This window comes from Mycolicibacterium aurum, assembly GCF_900637195.1.
Lineage (GTDB): Bacteria > Actinomycetota > Actinomycetes > Mycobacteriales > Mycobacteriaceae > Mycobacterium > Mycobacterium aurum.
In genome coordinates this window covers 5,650,571-5,666,932 of record NZ_LR134356.1, presented here as the reverse complement: position 1 = coordinate 5,666,932, position 16,362 = coordinate 5,650,571, and the positions used below count along the sequence as shown (strand labels likewise).

Below are 16,362 nucleotides of genomic sequence, written 5' to 3'. Positions count from 1 at the left end.
CCACCGGCGACGGTGGCGGGTCGCCCATGGACGGCGGCCGCCGCGGGCCGGCTGACCCGGGGGCCTGCCTTCCCCTACGGCGTCTCCGCGCGGGTGAGCCTGTGGGTGAGCGTGGCGGTGGTGGCCGTCCTGTTCGGCTGGGGCGCCTGGCAGCGTCGCTGGATCGCCGACGACGGCTTGATCGTATTGCGTACTGTCCGGAACCTGTTGGCAGGCAACGGCCCTGTCTTCAATGCCGGTGAGCGGGTCGAGGCCAACACCTCCACGGTGTGGTCCTACCTGATGTACCTCGGCGGCCTCGTCGCAGGCGGGGCCCGGCTGGAGTACGTGGCACTGACCTTTGCGCTGGTGCTGAGCGTTGTCGGGGTCGTCCTGGTGATGGTGGGGACCGCCCGGCTGTACGCGCCCACCCTGATGGGACGGCAGGCGCTGCTGCTGCCCGCCGGTGCGCTCGTCTACATCGCGGTCCCACCGGCCCGCGACTTCGCCACCTCTGGGCTCGAAAACGGTTTGGTGCTGGCCTATCTCGGGCTGCTGTGGTGGATGATGGTGGCCTGGGGCCAGGCGCTCCGGGGACAGCCGACGTCGCGGGCGTTCGACTACACGCTCGCGGTGCTCGCCGGGCTCAGCGTCCTGGTGCGGCCCGAGCTGGCGCTCATCGGTGGGCTCGCGCTGGTGATGATGCTGACCGCGGTGAAGGGATGGCGCAGGCGCGCGCTGATCGTCGCCGCAGGCGGCCTGATCCCGGTGGCCTACCAGATTTTCCGGATGGGCTATTACGGACTGCTCTTCCCGGGCACGGCCCTGGCCAAGGATGCCTCGGGGGCCAAGTGGGAGCAGGGTTTCACCTACCTCGCCAACTTCAACCAGCCCTACCTGCTCTGGGCCCCTGCGGTGTTGCTGATCGGGCTCGCGATCATGGTGATGCTGCTGTGCGGGCGGCCCGCCCGGGTCAACCGCAAGGCCCCCGCGGGATCGGGCCGGCTGGCCCGCATGGTCCAGAGTCCTTCGGCGGTAGTGGCTTTCATGCTCCTCAGCGGAGTGCTGCAAGCGGCGTACTGGATCCGCCAAGGCGGTGACTTCATGCACGGCCGCGTGCTGCTGACACCGTTGTTCTGTCTGCTCGCCCCCGTGGCGGTGATCCCGTTGATGTTGCCCGACCGGCGCCGAATGGCCCGTGGCGCAGGCTATCTCTACGCGGGAGCCACCGGCGTGCTGTGGCTCGCGGTGGTGGGGTGGGCGCTGTGGGCGGCCAACTCGCCGGGCATGGGCGCCGACGCGACCCGCGTCACCTACACGGGCATCGTCGACGAACGCCGCTTCTACGCGCAGGCGACGGGCCACGCCCATCCGCTCACTGCCGCCGACTATCTCGACTATCCGCGGATGCGTGCGGTGGTGACCGCCATCGAGAACACCCCGGACGGGGCGCTGCTGCTGCCCGCAGGCAACTACGACATGTGGGACGTCGTGCCCGCCTACCCGCCGCCGCCGGACGCGCCGGCCGACTACATCGGGCCGCACACCGTCTTCTTCACCAACCTCGGGATGCTGGGCATGAACGTCGGGCTCGATGTCCGGGTGATCGACCAGATCGGTCTGGCCAACCCGCTCGCGGCGCACACCGCGAGGATCGAGGACGGCCGCATCGGCCACGACAAGAACCTGTTCCCGGATTGGGCGGTCGCCGAAGGTCCGTTCTTCAAGGAGCCGCCGTACCTGCCGCCCTACCTCGACGAGGACTGGATCCGGCAGGCCGAGGTGGCGCTGACCTGCCCCGACACCGAAGAAGTGCTCACCGCGATCCGCGCTCCGATGGGGCCGCGCAGGTTCCTGTCCAACCTCAGGCACGCTGCGGATTTCACCCGTTATCGGATCGACCGGGTGCCTCGCTACGAGCTCGAACGGTGCGGTCTTCCCGTGCCGGAACCGGTGAATCCGCCGTATCAGGGGCTGCCCCCGACCGGCCCCTGACCGCAGGCGATTTGTTGCGGGGGTGAGTTTTCTGCTTTCGTAACGTTGCAGTCATGTCGGGCAGATAAGCCTTATGACACAAGACCGCGGACGGCACTTGGTGCCGTCCGACAAATGAGAGATCACCACAAAGGTGTGGTTGACTACACGGACAACGAGGCCGGGTCCGGGGGCTGCTCTGATGGAGCGGACGGCCTGCTGCCGTTTAACGACAGATGGGAAACACACACGCATGAAGCTCGTTGGGAGGCTGCGCGGGGCAGCCAAGGGCGCGCGGCGTCGGCTCACGGTGGCTGCGCTCGCGGCGACCTTGCTACCGGCCCTGATCAGCACGGTCGGCGGTGCGCCGACCGCAGCGGCGTTCTCGCGTCCCGGTCTTCCGGTGGAGTACCTGATGGTGCCGTCCGCCGGGATGGGTCGCGACATCAAGGTGCAGTTCCAGAGTGGCGGTCCGAACGCTCCGGGCGTCTACCTGCTCGACGGTCTGCGCGCACAGGAAGACTTCAACGGCTGGGACATCAACACCCCGGCGTTCGAGTGGTATGTGGACTCCGGCCTCGCCGTGGTGATGCCGGTCGGCGGCCAGTCCAGCTTCTACAGCGACTGGTACAGCCCGGCGTGCGGCAAGGCGGGCTGCAGCACCTACAAGTGGGAGACCTTCCTCACCCAGGAGCTGCCCGCCTACCTCGCGGCCAACAAGGGTGTGAATCCCAACCGCAACGCGGCCGTCGGTCTGTCGATGGCAGGTTCGGCCGCGCTGACGCTGGCGATCTACCACCCGCAGCAGTTCCAGTACGCCGGTTCGATGTCGGGCTTCCTGAACCTGTCCGAAGGCTGGTGGCCCGCCCTGGTCAACATCTCGATGGGTGACGCGGGCGGCTACGACGCCAACGACATGTGGGGCCGCACCGAGGACCCGAACAGCGCGTGGAAGCGCAACGACCCGATGGTCAACATCGGCAAGCTGGTGGCCAACGGCACCCGCATCTGGGTGTTCTGCGGCAACGGCAAGCCGGCAGAGGTGAACGGCAACATCGCGGGCGACAACCTGCCGGCGAAGTTCCTGGAGGGCCTCACGCTGCGCACCAACAAGACGTTCCAGGAGGAGTACATCGCCGCCGGTGGTCGCAACGGCGTGTTCAACTTCCCGGCTGGTGGCACTCACGACTGGCCGTACTGGGGTCAGCAGCTGCAGCAGATGAAGCCCGACATCCAGCGGGTGCTCGGCGCAGTGCCGCAGCCGTCGGCTCCGGCTGCTCCGGTCGAGGCTGCGGTCTCGGGCGGCTAGTCCGAACGACTCGATATTGACGGCGGTGACGCTCCCTCGGGAGGTCACCGCCGTCGATCGTTTAGGCCCCGGCCCGTCGCGGTGATGTGATTCACTACCTTGCGGGCAGGCCGGACAGCACGTCCCGGACGGAATCTGACGGAAGAGGTGCCGCATGCGCGGGATGATCCGAGCGGTCACACGGCTGGCCGCGGCCGCCACGCTGGCAGCAACCCTGTTCGCCGCAGGCGCCACGCCCTTCACCCCGGACGCCCCCACCGCCCGTGCGCAGGGTGTCGAGATGCTGATGGTGCCGTCGGCGGCCATGGGCCGCAGCATCCCCGTCGCGTTCCAGGGCGGCGGACCGCACGCCGTGGTCCTGCTCGACGCCTTCAACGCCGCCCCCGACGTGAGCAACTGGGTGACCGCGGGCAACGCCATGAACACGCTGTCCGGCCTCGGCATCTCCGCCGTCGCGCCGGCAGGCGGCGCCTGGAGCCTGTACACCAACTGGGAGCAGGACGGCGGCAGGCAGTGGGAGACGTTCCTGGCCGACGAGCTGCCCAACTGGCTGGCCGCGAACAAGGGCCTGGCCCCCGGCGGTCACGGCATCGTCGGTGCCGCCCAGGGCGGCACCGGGGCCCTGACCATGGCCACCTTCCACCCCGACCGCTACCGCTTCGCGGGATCGCTGTCGGGCTTTCTGAACCCGTCGAACACCTACACCAACGGCGCCATCACGGCCGGCCTCGCGCGCTTCGGCGGCGTCGACACCCGCAACATGTGGGGTCTGCCACAGCTGGGCCGCTGGAAGTGGCACGACCCCGACGTGCATTCGCAGCTGCTGGTGAACAACAACACCCGGTTGTGGATCTACAGCCCCGCAACCACCACCTGCACCGACGTGCCGGCGATGATCGGGTACTGCGACCAGGCCCAGGGCAGCAACCGCAGCTTCTACCAGCACTACCGCTCGATCGGCGGCGGCAATGCGCATTTCGACTTCCCGGCGTCGGGCAACCACGACTGGGGTTCCTGGAGCGCACAACTGGCCGCGATGACCGGCGAACTCGTCGCCACGATCCGCTGACGGGGTAGCCCGGCGCCCGCCCGGTACCTTGGAGTCGTGCACTACGGCTCACTCTCGACGAAGGCAGGGGTGGCGGGAATCTCCGCGCTGGTAGCGCTGCCCGCGACCTGGCTGACCGGGTGCTCCATCGGGGGCGACATGATCGCCGGCATGGACACCGAGGTCGAGACCGCCCCGCCGCACGCCCAGTCCACCGCCCCGCTGCCCGGCGTCGGCAACTCCAGTTCCAAGTCCAACGCGCTGAACGTGACTCCGCGGCAGCGGTCGTATCTCGACGGGCTGCACGAGGCCGGCGTGGCGCCGTCCAGCGATCTGTCGGCGTTGAGCATCGGTTCGTACGTCTGTCAGGCGCGCGCCGCCCAGCAGACCGACGAGGCGGTGTGGGACTTCGTCGTCCCGCTGGTGCGCGACGACATCAGTGACGCCGACGGCAGTGACGGGGTCCGCGCCGAGACACCGTCGGCAGATGACCTCCACTCCGCGACCGCCGACTACATTCGGATCGCGACCGACCGACTCTGCTAGCAGGAGCTCTCAACTTTCATGGCCAACACCACACGGCGGAAACGCCATCGAATTCTGGCGTTGTTCGCCGCCGGGGCGGTGGGCGTCGTCGTCGTGCTCATCGTGGCGATCGTGATCGTGGTCCTACGCCGGCCCGATTCGCCGCCGACGGCGTTGCCGCCGTCGGCGATCCCGCCCACCGGGGTGCCGTCGACGCCGTCGAAGCCGCGGCCCGAGTTCCAGGACGCCAGCTGCCCTGATGTCCAGCTGATCTCGATCCCGGGAACGTGGGAGTCCTCGCCGGTGCTGGATCCGTTCAACCCGGTGCAGTTCCCGGCCGCGCTGCTGCTCAACGTCACCAACCCGATCCGCGGGCAGTTCGACGGCCAGCGGGTCGAGGTGTTCACCGTCCCGTACACGGCGCAGTTCCACAATCCGCTGTCCGCCGATCGGCAGATGTCGTACAACGACAGCCGTGCCGAGGGCACCCGTGCCGCGGTCAAGGCGATGACGGACATGAACAACCGGTGCCCGCTGACCAGTTACGTGCTTGTCGGCTTCTCGCAGGGCGCGGTGATCGCCGGGGATCTGGCCAGCGACATCGGCAACGGCCGCGGACCGGTGGACCAGGACCTGGTGCTCGGCGCGGCGCTGATCGCCGACGGCCGCCGCCAGGCCGGTGTCGGCGTGGAGGTCGGTCCGAATCCACCCGGCCAGGGCGCCGAGATCACGCTGCACGAGGTGCCGACGCTGTCGGCTCTCGGCCTGACGATGAGCGGCCCCCGTCCCGGGGGCTTCGGGGCGCTCAACGACCGGACCTTCGAGATCTGCGCGCGGGGCGACCTGATCTGTGCCGCGCCGGAGTCGGCGTTCAACATCACCGAGCTGCCGAAGACACTGCAGGTGCTCTCCGGAGGGGCGGGTCAGCCGGTGCATGCGATGTACGCCACGCCGCAGTTCTGGAATCTCGACGGTCTGCCCGCCACGGGGTGGACACTGAACTGGGCGCAGGGCGTCATCAACAACGCCCCGCAGCCAAAACATGGCTGACCTGTGACCGAATCTTCGCCGGAGATTTGGCTGCGGACGCGGAGGTCGCCTAACATTGCGTCAGATTAAGGAAAATCTAAGAGTGGTCGCCGGCGGCTGATGGGTGGGGGCGTCGACCCCGGTACGATCTTCGGGTTTTTCGGGACATCGGTCCCGCTTGATTGGAGTGAGAGATGGCTTTCCACAACCCGTTCATCAAGGACGGATTGATCAAGTTCCCGGAAAACGGGAACCTGGTCAAGCACGTCGAGCGATGGGCGAGGGTACGTGGGGACAAGGTCGCCTACCGATTCGTCGACTTCTCCACCGAGCGCGATGGTGTCGTCAAGGACCTGAGCTGGGCTGTGTTCGGCACGCGCAACAAGGCGGTCGCCGCCCGGCTGCAGCAGGTCACCGAACCCGGTGACCGCGTCGCGATCCTGTGCCCGCAGAACCTCGAATATCTCATCGCCTTCTTCGGCGCGCTGTACTCCGGGCGCATCGCGGTGCCGCTGTTCGATCCGTCCGAGCCGGGCCACGTCGGCCGGCTGCACGCCGTCCTCGACGACTGCAACCCGACCGCGATCCTGACCACCACCGAGGCTGCCGAAGGCGTGCGGAAGTTCTTCCGCACCCGTCCGGCCAATCAGCGTCCGCGCGTCATCGCCGTCGACGCGGTGCCCGACGAGGTGGGCGCCACCTGGGAGCCGGTCGACGTCCAGCAGGACACCATCGCCTACCTGCAGTACACCTCCGGCTCGACGCGTATCCCGACCGGCGTGCAGATCACCCACTTGAACCTGGCCACCAACGTCGTGCAGGTCATCGAGGCGCTGCAGGGTGAAGAGGGCGACCGCGGCGTCACATGGCTCCCGTTCTTCCACGACATGGGCCTCATCACCGTGCTGCTGCCGACCGTGATCGGCCACTACATCTCCTTCATGACGCCCGCCGCCTTCGTCCGCAGGCCGGGCCGCTGGATCCGCGAGATGGCGCGCAAGCCGGAAGACACCGGCGGCGTCATCTCGGTGGCACCCAACTTCGCCTTCGATCACGCCGCGGTGCGCGGCCTGCCCAAAGACGGCGAACCGCCCCTGGACCTGTCGAACGTCAAGGCCCTCCTCAACGGCAGCGAGCCGATCTCGGCGGCGACCGTCCGCAACTTCAACGACGCGTTCGGCCCGTACGGGTTCCGGCCGCAGGCGATCAAGCCGTCCTACGGGCTGGCCGAGGCCACGCTGTTCGTGTCGTCGACGCATTTCAACGAGTCGCCGAAGATCATCTCCGTCGACCGGGAACAGCTCAACAACCACCGCTTCGTCGAGGTCCCCGCCGATTCCGACAAGGCCGTCGCCCAGGCGTCCGCCGGCATCGTCGGTGTCGCTGAGTGGGCGGTGATCGTCGACGCCGAGTCGGCCACCGAGCTTCCGGACGGTCAGATCGGCGAGATCTGGATCAGCGGCCAGAACATGGGCACCGGCTACTGGGGCAAGCCCGAAGAGACGGTGGCGACCTTCCAGAACATCCTCAAGTCGCGGACCAACCCGTCACACGCCGAAGGCGCCACCGACGACGCGACGTGGGTGCGCACGGGCGACTACGGCGCCTTCCACGAGGGCGAGCTGTACATCACCGGGCGCGTCAAGGATCTCGTGATCGTCGACGGGCGTAACCACTACCCGCAGGATCTGGAGTACTCCGCGCAGGAGTCCACCAAGGCGCTGCGGACCGGATTCGTCGCCGCGTTCTCGGTCCCGGCCAACCAGCTCCCCGACGAGGTCTTCGCCGACTCGCACGCCGGCCTCAAGCGCGATCCCGACGACTCGTCCGAGCAGCTGGTCATCGTCGGCGAGCGGGCGCCGGGCGCGCACAAGCTGGAGATGGGTCCGATCGTCGACGACATCCGCGCCGCGATCGCGGTGCGCCACGGTGTGACGGTGCGCGACGTGCTCCTCACCCCGGCCGGCGCGATCCCGAGGACGTCGAGTGGCAAGATCGGCCGCCGCGCCTGCCGTTCTGCCTATCTGGACGGCAGTCTGCGCAGTGGCAAGGTGGCCAACGCGTTCCCGGATGAGACGGACTGACGCCCAACCACAGCAACAGACGGCGGCCGAGCGGTCGCCGCGGCACCGGCGGCTCTTCGGTCGCCGCGTCGATCGTGAGGTTATCTGAACATGGCTGAACCGAACCCGGACCTGACCGTCAACGAGATGCGCGAATGGCTGCGCAACTGGATAGCCAACGCCACCGGACAGGCGCCCGATTCGATCAGCGAGTCGACGCCGATGGTTGAACTCGGTCTGTCCTCGCGTGACGCGGTCGCGATGGCCAGCGACATCGAGGACTTCACCGGCGTCACGCTGACCGCGACCGTTGCGTTCCGGCATCCGACCATCGAGTCGCTGGCCACGGTCATCGTCGAGGGCGAGCCGGAAGTGGACACCGCCGCGCTGGATGCCGAGGACTGGTCGCGCGACGCTGATGAAGGCGTCATGAACATCGCCATCGTGGGCGTGGCCACCCGGTTCCCGGGTGACATGAACACCCCCGACGAGATGTGGGCCGCGCTGCTGGAAGGCCGCGACGCCATCACCGACCTTCCGGAGGGGCGGTGGTCGGAGTTCCTGTCCGAGCCTCGGGTCGCCGAGCGGGTCGCCAAGGCGCACACCCGCGGCGGCTATCTGTCCGACATCAAGGGCTTCGATTCCGAGTTCTTCGCGCTGTCGAAGATGGAAGCCGACAACATCGATCCGCAGCAGCGGATGGCATTGGAACTGACGTGGGAAGCGCTGGAGTACGCCAGGATTCCGGCGTCGAGCCTGCGCGGCGAGAACGTCGGCGTATTCGTCGGCAGCTCGACCAACGACTACATGATCATGGCGCTGTCGGACCCGTCCGTCGCGCACCCGTACGCGATCACCGGTAACTCCAGTGCGATCATCGCCAACCGGGTGTCGTACTTCTTCGACTTCCGCGGGCCGTCGATGTCCATCGACACCGCCTGCTCGTCGTCGCTGGTCGCCGTGCACGAGGGCATCAAGGCGCTGCGGTCCGGCGAGGCCGACGTGGTGGTGGCCGGTGGTGTCAACGCCCTGGTCACCCCGATGGTGACCGTTGGTTTCGACGAGGTCGGCGGGGTGCTCGCACCGGACGGCCGGATCAAGTCGTTCTCCAAGGACGCCGACGGCTACGCCCGCTCCGAGGGTGGCGGCATGCTGGTGTTCAAGCGTCTCGAAGACGCCCGCCGTGACGGCGACGAGATCATGGCCGTCATCGCCGGTGGCGCGGTCAACCACGACGGACGTTCCAACGGTCTGCTCGCCCCGAACCCCGATGCGCAGGAAGCGGTGCTGCGCAAGGCATACAAGGACGCCGGCATCGACCCGCGCACGGTCGACTACGTCGAGGCGCACGGCACGGGCACCATCCTCGGTGACCCGATCGAGGCCGACGCGCTCGGCCGCGTTATCGGCCGCGGCCGTGCCGCCGACCGGCCCGCGCTGCTCGGTGCGGTGAAATCCAATGTGGGACACCTGGAATCGGCGGCCGGTGCGGCCAGCCTGGCCAAGGTGGCACTGGCGCTCAAAAACGACAAGATCCCGCCGTCGATCAACTACAGCGGTCCCAATCCCTACATCGACTTCGACAAGGAACATCTCAAGGTCGCCGACACCGTCACCGACTGGCCGCGTTACGGCGGCAAGGCGATCGCAGGTGTTTCCGGCTTCGGCTTCGGCGGCGCGAACGCGCACCTGGTGCTGCGCGAGGTGCTGCCCACCGATCTCGTCGAGCCCGCTCCGGAACCCGATGTGGCCGTGGTGACCCCCGCCAACGACGACGCGAAGGCCGTGTACGTGGGCGGCGTGCGGATGGATGAGTACGGCGAGTTCATCACCGACGAGTCGCTTGCGCGAGGAGAATCCGGCTTCGATGACGACGATGACGATGCCCTCGACACGCCCGCTGCCTCCTATGACGACGAACCCGAACTACCCGGCCTGACCGACGAGGCGCTGCGCCTGCTGGAGATCGCCCGCGAGGAGCTGGCGGCCGCAGAGCCCACGGCACCGCTTGTGCCGCTGGCGGTGTCGGGCTTCCTGACCTCCCGCAAGCGCGCCGCAGCCGCTGAGCTGGCCGACTGGATCGACAGCCCCGAGGGCCGCGAATCGTCGCTGGAGTCCATCGGGCGCTCGCTGTCGCGGCGCAACCACGGCCGCTCCCGCGCGGTGGTGCTGGCGCACGACCATGACGAGGCGATCAAGGGCCTGCGCGCGCTGGCCGAGGGCAAGCCCAACCCGATCGTGCTCGCCGCCGACGGGCCCGTCACCAACGGACCCGTGTGGGTGCTCGCCGGATTCGGTGCGCAGCACCGCAAGATGGCCAAGAGCCTCTACCTGCGCGACGAGATCTTCGCCGAGTGGATCAACAAGGTGGACAGCCTCATCCAGGACGAGCGCGGGCATTCGATCGTCGAGCTCATCCTCGACGACGCGATCGACTACACCGACGACACCACCGAGCTGCCGATCGAGAAGGTGCAGCTGGTCATCTTCGCCATCCAGGTGGCACTCGGTGAGCTGCTGAAGGCGCACGGTGCGAAACCCGGTGCGCTGGTGGGCCAGTCGCTGGGCGAGGCCGCCGCGGCGTACTTCTCCGGAGGTCTGTCGCTGGCCGACGCCACCCGCACCATCTGCTCGCGCGCGCACCTGATGGGTGAGGGCGAAGCCATGCTGTTCGGCGAGTACATCCGGCTGATGGCGCTGGTGGAGTACTCGGCGGAGGAGATCGAGACGGTTTTCTCGGATTTCACGGGCCTCGAGGTGTGCGTGTACGCCGCGCCGACCCAGACGGTCATCGGCGGCCCGCCCGATCAGGTGGACGCGATCATCGCCCGCGCCGAGTCGGAGGGCAAGTTCGCCCGCAAGTTCCAGACCAAGGGCGCCAGCCACACCTCGCAGATGGACCCGCTGCTCGGTGAGCTCGCCGCCGAACTGCAGGGCATCGAAGCCCACCCGCTGCAGGTTCCGTACTACTCGACCGTGCACGAGGGCAACCTGATCCGGGCCGGAGCCGACGCGATCCACGACGTCGACTACTGGAAGAAGGGACTGCGGCACAGCGTCTACTTCACCCACGGCATCCGCAACGCCGTCGACAACGGCCACACCACGTTCCTGGAGCTGGCGCCGAACCCGGTCGCCCTCATGCAGGTTGGCTTGACCACGGCCAGCGCCGGCCTCCACGATGCGCAGCTGATCGCGACGCTGGCGCGCAAGCAGGACGAGGTGGACTCGATGACCACCGCGATGGCGCAGTTGTTCGTCCACGGCCACGACCTCGATTTCCGCACCCTGTTCCCCAGGCGCTCACGGGGTCTCGCCGGTGCGCTGGACTTCGCGGACATCCCGCCCACCCGCTTCAAGCGCAAGGAACACTGGCTCGACGCGAACTTCACCGGTGACAGCTCGGCGGTGATTCCGGGCAACCACGTCGCCACCCCCGACGGCCGGCATGTGTTCGAGTACTGCGGCAAGGGTCAGACCGACCTGGCTGCGCTGGTGAAAGCCGCTGCGGCAGCGGTGATCCCGGATGCCAAACTGGTCGCCTCGGAGCAGCGTGCGGTGCCGGGTGACGGTTCGCGGCTGGTGACCACGTTGACCCGCCACCCCGGCGGTGCGAGCGTGCAGGTGCATGCGCGGATCGACGAGTCCTTCACTCTCGTCTACGACGCGATCGTCAGCCGCAACGGCGCCGCCGCGGTGCTGCCCACCGCGGTCGGCGCGGGTACGGTCGCCGAAAACATCTCTCCTGCAGCGTCAGTCGAAGAGCCCGAGGAATCCGAAGGCGCGGCGGCCATCCTGCACGACAACCTCACCGCGGGAGCGGGCATCGCGGCGGGCTTCGCGAAGTGGTCGCCGGACTCCGGGGAAACCATCGGGGAGCGGCTGGGCACCATCGTCGGCGCGGCCATGGGCTACGAGCCCGAGGACCTGCCGTGGGAGGTGCCGCTGATCGAGCTCGGCCTGGATTCACTGATGGCCGTGCGGATCAAGAACCGGGTCGAGTACGACTTCGACCTCCCGCCCATCCAGCTGACCGCGGTGCGGGACGCCAACCTCTACGCCGTGGAGAAGCTGATCGCCTACGCGGTCGAGCACCGCGACGAGGTCGATGTGCTGGCCGAGACACAGAAGGGTCAGTCCGCGGAGGAGATCGCTGCTGCGCAGGCCGAGCTGATGGGCGGCGCCACCACCGTCGCCGAGCTGGAGGCCAAGCTGGCCGAGGCGGGGCACCCGATCGCGGCGGAGTCCTCCGACGACGTCACGGTGGCCGACGAGACCGCGACCGCCGCGGGTACCGAGGCGCCGCCGAGCATCGTGGACATCCCGCCGCCCCCCACGGATCCCAGCGGTCCTGCCGTCCCCGCTCCGCCCACGGACCCCAGCGGTCCGACGGGTGAGAAGACCTCGGCCGCCGGCCTGGCCGCCAAGGTGCTGACCCAGGAGGCGGTCACCGAGGCGCTGGGCGCCGACGTGCCGCCCCGCGACGCCGCCGAGCGCGTCACGTTCGCCACGTGGGCGATCGTGACCGGCAAGTCCCCGGGCGGCATCTTCAACGAGCTGCCCTCGATCGGCGACGACGTCGCCGAGAAGATCGCGGCGCGGCTCTCCGAACGCGCCGAGGGCACCATCACCGCCGAGCAGGTCGCGTCCGCCCGGACCATCCAGGACCTGTCGGTCGCGGTGCGCGACGAGATGGACGCAGGCGAACTCGACGGGTTCGTCCGCACCATCCGTGCCCGGCCCGAGGGGTCCACCCGTATCCCCGTGTTCGTGTTCCACCCGGCCGGCGGCAGCACCGTCGTCTACGAGCCGCTGCTGAAGCGGTTGCCGGCCGACACCCCGATGTACGGCATCGAGCGGGTCGAGGGGTCCATCGAGGAGCGGGCCGCCGAGTACCTGCCCAAGCTTCAGGAGATCCAGGGCGACGGGCCCTACATCCTGGTCGGCTGGTCGCTGGGCGGCGCGCTGGCGTACGCCTGCGCCATCGGGCTGAAGCGCGCGGGCGCCGACGTGAAGTTCGTCGGGTTGATCGACATGGTGCGCCCGGGCGAGGAGATCCCGCAGACCCAGGAGGAGACCCGCGCACGCTGGGATCGCTACGCCCTGTTCGCGCAGCGCACGTTCAACGTCGAGGTCCCGCCGATCCCGTACGAGGAGCTGGAGGGTCTCGACGACGCAGGCCAGGTGAAGTTCATCCTGGACGCGGTGAAGGACGCCGGCGTCGACATCCCGGGCGGCATCATCGAGCACCAGCGCACGTCCTACCTGGACAACCGGCTGCTCGAAACCGCGGAGATCCAGCCCTACGACGGGCACGTCACGCTCTACATGGCCGATCGCTATCACGACGACGCGATCTTCTTCGAACCGCGCTACGCGATCCGCCAGCCCGACGGCGGCTGGGGCGAATTCGTCGCCGATCTCGAGGTGATCCCGATCGGGGGCGAGCACATCCAGGCCATCGACGAGCCGTACATTGCAAAGGTCGGCGCCCATATGAGCGAGGCGATCAACGCCATCGAGGCTGAGAGCGAGGGCAAGTGACTGAAGAGGTTTCCGCCGCCACCCCGCCGAAGACGTCCGCCCAGCTGCTGGCCGAGCTTCGCGAGAAACTGGAGCTCGCCAAGGAGCCCGGTGGCGAGAAGGCTGTCGCCAAGCGCGCGAAGAAGGGCATCCCCAGTGCCCGGGAGCGCATCTACGCGCTGCTGGATCCGGGCAGCTTCCTGGAGATCGGTGCGCTGGCCAAGACGCCGGGTGACCCGAACGCACTCTTCGGCGACGGTGTGGTGACCGGCCACGGCACCATCAACGGCAGGCCGGTCGGCGTGTTCAGCCACGACCAGACCGTCTTCCAGGGCTCCGTCGGCGAGATGTTCGGCCGCAAGGTCGCCCGCCTGATGGAGTGGGTGGCGATGGTGGGCTGCCCGATCATCGGCATCAACGACTCCGCTGGTGCCCGCATCCAGGATCTGGTCACGTCGCTGGCCTGGTACGCCGAACTGGGCCGCCGCCACGAACTGCTGCGCGGGCTGGTGCCCGAGATCTCGCTGATCTTCGGCAAGTGCGCGGGCGGAGCGGTGTACTCCCCGATCCAGACCGACCTGATCGTCGCGGTGCGCGACCAGGGCTACATGTTCGTCACCGGGCCCGACGTCATCAAGGACGTCACCGGCGAGGACGTGTCGCTCGACGAGCTCGGCGGCGCCGACGCCCAGGCCAGCTACGGCAACATCCACCAGGTCGTCGAATCCGAGGCCGCGGCGTTCCAGTACGTCCGGGACTACCTGAGCTTCCTGCCCGCGAACACCTTCGATGATCCGCCGATCGTCAACCCGGGGCTTGAGCCCACGGTGACGCCGCACGACCTCGAGCTCGACTCGATCGTGCCGGACTCGGACAACCAGGCCTACGACATGATGGAGATCCTGCTGCGGATCTTCGACGACGGCGACGTGTTCCAGGTCGGCGAGCAGTCCGGCCCGGCGATCATCACCGCGTTCGCGCGCGTCGACGGCCGCCCGGTCGGCGTCATCGCCAACCAGCCGATGTACATGTCGGGCGCCATCGACAACGAGGCCTCCGACAAGGCGGCACGGTTCGTCCGCTTCTGCGACTCCTTCAACACCCCGCTGATCTTCGTCGTCGACACCCCGGGCTTCATGCCGGGCGTCGCGCAGGAGAAGGGCGGCATCATCAAACGCGGCGGCCGGTTCCTCAACGCCGTCGTGGAGGCCAGCGTCCCGAAGGTCACGATCACCATCAGGAAGTCCTACGGCGGCGCGTATGCGGTCATGGGCTCCAAGCAGCTGACGTCGGACTTCAACTTCGCCTGGCCGACGGCGCGGATCGCGGTCATCGGTGCCGAGGGTGCCGCTCAGCTGGTCGTGAAGCGGTTCCCCGATCCCACCGCGCCCGAGGTGCAGAAGATTAGGGCCGACTTCATCGAGGGCTACAACGCGACGATGGCGGTGCCGTGGGTGGCCGCCGAGCGGGGCTTCATCGACGGCGTCATCGAGCCGCACGAGACCCGGCTCCTGCTGCGGCGATGCCTGCACCTGTTGCAGGACAAGCAGATCAGCCGGGTCCACCGCAAGCACGGCCTGACGCCGATCTAGGTCCCGGTGCACCCTGATGCCTTCTGTGGGATTGAATACAGCCTGTGTCGACTGACTTCACCGGGCTGAGACGTGGCGCGCCGCTGGGCGACCCGAGACTGGATCTGTGCGATCTGTACGTGTTCCAGTCGCCGAAGGACCCGACGCGGACGGCGCTCATCCTGACCGCCAACCCAGACGCCGGCCCCCTGCATCCGGGCGCCGTGTACCGGATCGCCATCGACAACGACGGCGATCTGCGTAACGACATCGCGTTCAACTTCGTCTACTCCGAGCCGGTGGACGGGCGGCAGAAGGTCGACGTCTGCCTGGCGCTGCAGTCCGAAGCCCGGGTCGACGCGGCGGCCGGGTCGTTGATCTTCGGCGACGTCGAGGTGTCGTTCGACGACCAACCGCACCTGTGGCGGTCGCGGTCGGGGTCGTTCTCGTTCTTCGCCGGCGCCCGCAGCGACGCTCTCTTCGCACAGACCAACGTCATCGCGATGGCCGTCGAACTGCCGACCAGCTATCTCGGCGCCGCCCCTGACGTGCGGATCTGGGCGCGAGTCAGCGTTCGGCGCGACGGTGAGTGGCTGCACGCGGATCGGGTCGCCCATCCGTGGGTCAGCGGATTCTTCGCCACCGACGAGGAGCTTGCGGAGTACAGCGCGGGCGAGCCGAACGGGGACCGCACCCGCTGGATGGGTCACCTCATCGACCTGATGGGTGACACCGGGGGATACAGCCGCGACGAGGCGGTGGACGCGATCGAGGCCGAGGGCACCCTGCCGGACGTGCTGACCTTCAATCCTTCCGCTCCCGCCAAGTACCCGAACGGGCGCACGCTGACCGACGAGGTGGCCGACTACCGGTCGAGGTTCCTCACCAAGGGACAGAAGACGGTGTCGGGGCTGACCCCGCACAACGACCTGCTCCCCGACTTCCCGTACCTCGGTGCGCCCCACTGAGCCAGCAGCAGGCGCAGAATCGTCGCTGCTGCTCGCTGCCTACCGCAATTGCGAGTCCCTGCCGTTGGTGGGTGGACTGTTCACGCGCGGCAGGCGCGAGGCGCAGGCCGTACTCTCCGTTGTCGTGGCCGCCGTCATCTCCGAGCTCGACATGACCGCGATCGTGCGTGACCGGTTGCCTGCCGAGGCCATCGAGGCGGTGATCGCGCGGATCGACCTGGTCGCCCTGGCCAACCAGGTGATCGACGGTGTGGAACTGAGGGCGATCATCCGCGAGGCGACCAGCCTGGCGACTACCGAGGTGATGCACCCGGCGGAGGCCCGCTCGCTCGTCGAGCGGATGCGTACCCGCAGGCAGAGATCGTGATCGACG

At 68.3% G+C, this 16,362-nt stretch carries 10 protein-coding genes; all 10 read left to right on the top strand.

Features of this window, described 5'->3' with window-relative positions; translation table 11 throughout:
• The first annotated feature begins 12 nt into the window (after window positions 1-12).
• The 10 genes from zomB (at window position 13) to EL337_RS26840 (ending at window position 16,356) form a co-directional block, all read left to right on the top strand.
• Window positions 13-1,974 (top strand): terminal beta-(1->2)-arabinofuranosyltransferase, encoded by a 1,962-nt coding sequence (zomB, locus tag EL337_RS26885; RefSeq protein ID WP_083442951.1) that lies wholly within the window; start codon window positions 13-15, stop codon window positions 1,972-1,974.
• Window positions 1,975-2,206: 232 nt separating this feature from the next.
• On the top strand, window positions 2,207-3,262 hold the full coding sequence (locus tag EL337_RS26880) for an esterase family protein (RefSeq protein WP_048630687.1): 1,056 nt from the start codon (window positions 2,207-2,209) through the stop codon (window positions 3,260-3,262).
• Window positions 3,263-3,416: 154 nt separating this feature from the next.
• Window positions 3,417-4,331, top strand: coding sequence for an alpha/beta hydrolase-fold protein (locus EL337_RS26875; RefSeq protein ID WP_048630686.1), 915 nt, complete (start codon window positions 3,417-3,419; stop codon window positions 4,329-4,331).
• A 36-nt stretch (window positions 4,332-4,367) separates the two neighbouring features.
• Window positions 4,368-4,856, top strand: a complete 489-nt coding sequence (locus tag EL337_RS26870; protein WP_232786705.1) for a DUF732 domain-containing protein — start codon at window positions 4,368-4,370, stop codon at window positions 4,854-4,856.
• A gap of 18 nt (window positions 4,857-4,874) precedes the next feature.
• On the top strand, window positions 4,875-5,885 hold the full coding sequence (gene culp6 / locus EL337_RS26865) for a carboxylesterase Culp6 (RefSeq protein WP_048630685.1): 1,011 nt from the start codon (window positions 4,875-4,877) through the stop codon (window positions 5,883-5,885).
• Between the two features lie 173 nt (window positions 5,886-6,058).
• Window positions 6,059-7,948 (top strand): long-chain-fatty-acid--AMP ligase FadD32, encoded by a 1,890-nt coding sequence (gene fadD32 / locus EL337_RS26860; RefSeq protein ID WP_048630684.1) that lies wholly within the window; start codon window positions 6,059-6,061, stop codon window positions 7,946-7,948.
• A gap of 90 nt (window positions 7,949-8,038) precedes the next feature.
• A complete protein-coding gene (gene pks13, locus EL337_RS26855; RefSeq protein WP_048630683.1) occupies window positions 8,039-13,471 on the top strand; it encodes a polyketide synthase Pks13 in 5,433 nt (1,810 codons plus the stop codon).
• The gene (locus EL337_RS26850; RefSeq protein ID WP_048630682.1) at window positions 13,468-15,042 is read left to right on the top strand and encodes an acyl-CoA carboxylase subunit beta; all 1,575 of its coding nucleotides are present in this window, start codon (window positions 13,468-13,470) and stop codon (window positions 15,040-15,042) included. The genes pks13 and EL337_RS26850 overlap by 4 nt, the downstream gene beginning before the upstream one ends.
• 44 nt (window positions 15,043-15,086) lie before the next feature.
• Window positions 15,087-15,989 carry a DUF4331 family protein gene (locus tag EL337_RS26845; protein ID WP_048630681.1) on the top strand — a complete coding sequence of 301 codons (903 nt, stop codon included), beginning with the start codon at window positions 15,087-15,089 and terminating at the stop codon, window positions 15,987-15,989.
• On the top strand, window positions 15,976-16,356 hold the full coding sequence (locus EL337_RS26840) for a hypothetical protein (RefSeq protein ID WP_232786704.1): 381 nt from the start codon (window positions 15,976-15,978) through the stop codon (window positions 16,354-16,356). The genes EL337_RS26845 and EL337_RS26840 overlap by 14 nt, the downstream gene beginning before the upstream one ends.
• Window positions 16,357-16,362 lie beyond the last annotated feature (6 nt).

What these genes read in the sequence shown, in the direction of transcription:
- EL337_RS26880 (WP_048630687.1), top strand. Translation starts at nt 2,207, where the DNA reads ATGAAGCTCGTTGGGAGGCTGCGCGGGGCAGCCAAGGGCGCGCGGCGT.
- fadD32 (WP_048630684.1), top strand. Translation starts at nt 6,059, where the DNA reads ATGGCTTTCCACAACCCGTTCATCAAGGACGGATTGATCAAGTTCCCG.
- culp6 (WP_048630685.1), top strand. Translation starts at nt 4,875, where the DNA reads ATGGCCAACACCACACGGCGGAAACGCCATCGAATTCTGGCGTTGTTC.
- EL337_RS26875 (WP_048630686.1), top strand. Translation starts at nt 3,417, where the DNA reads ATGCGCGGGATGATCCGAGCGGTCACACGGCTGGCCGCGGCCGCCACG.
- pks13 (WP_048630683.1), top strand. Translation starts at nt 8,039, where the DNA reads ATGGCTGAACCGAACCCGGACCTGACCGTCAACGAGATGCGCGAATGG.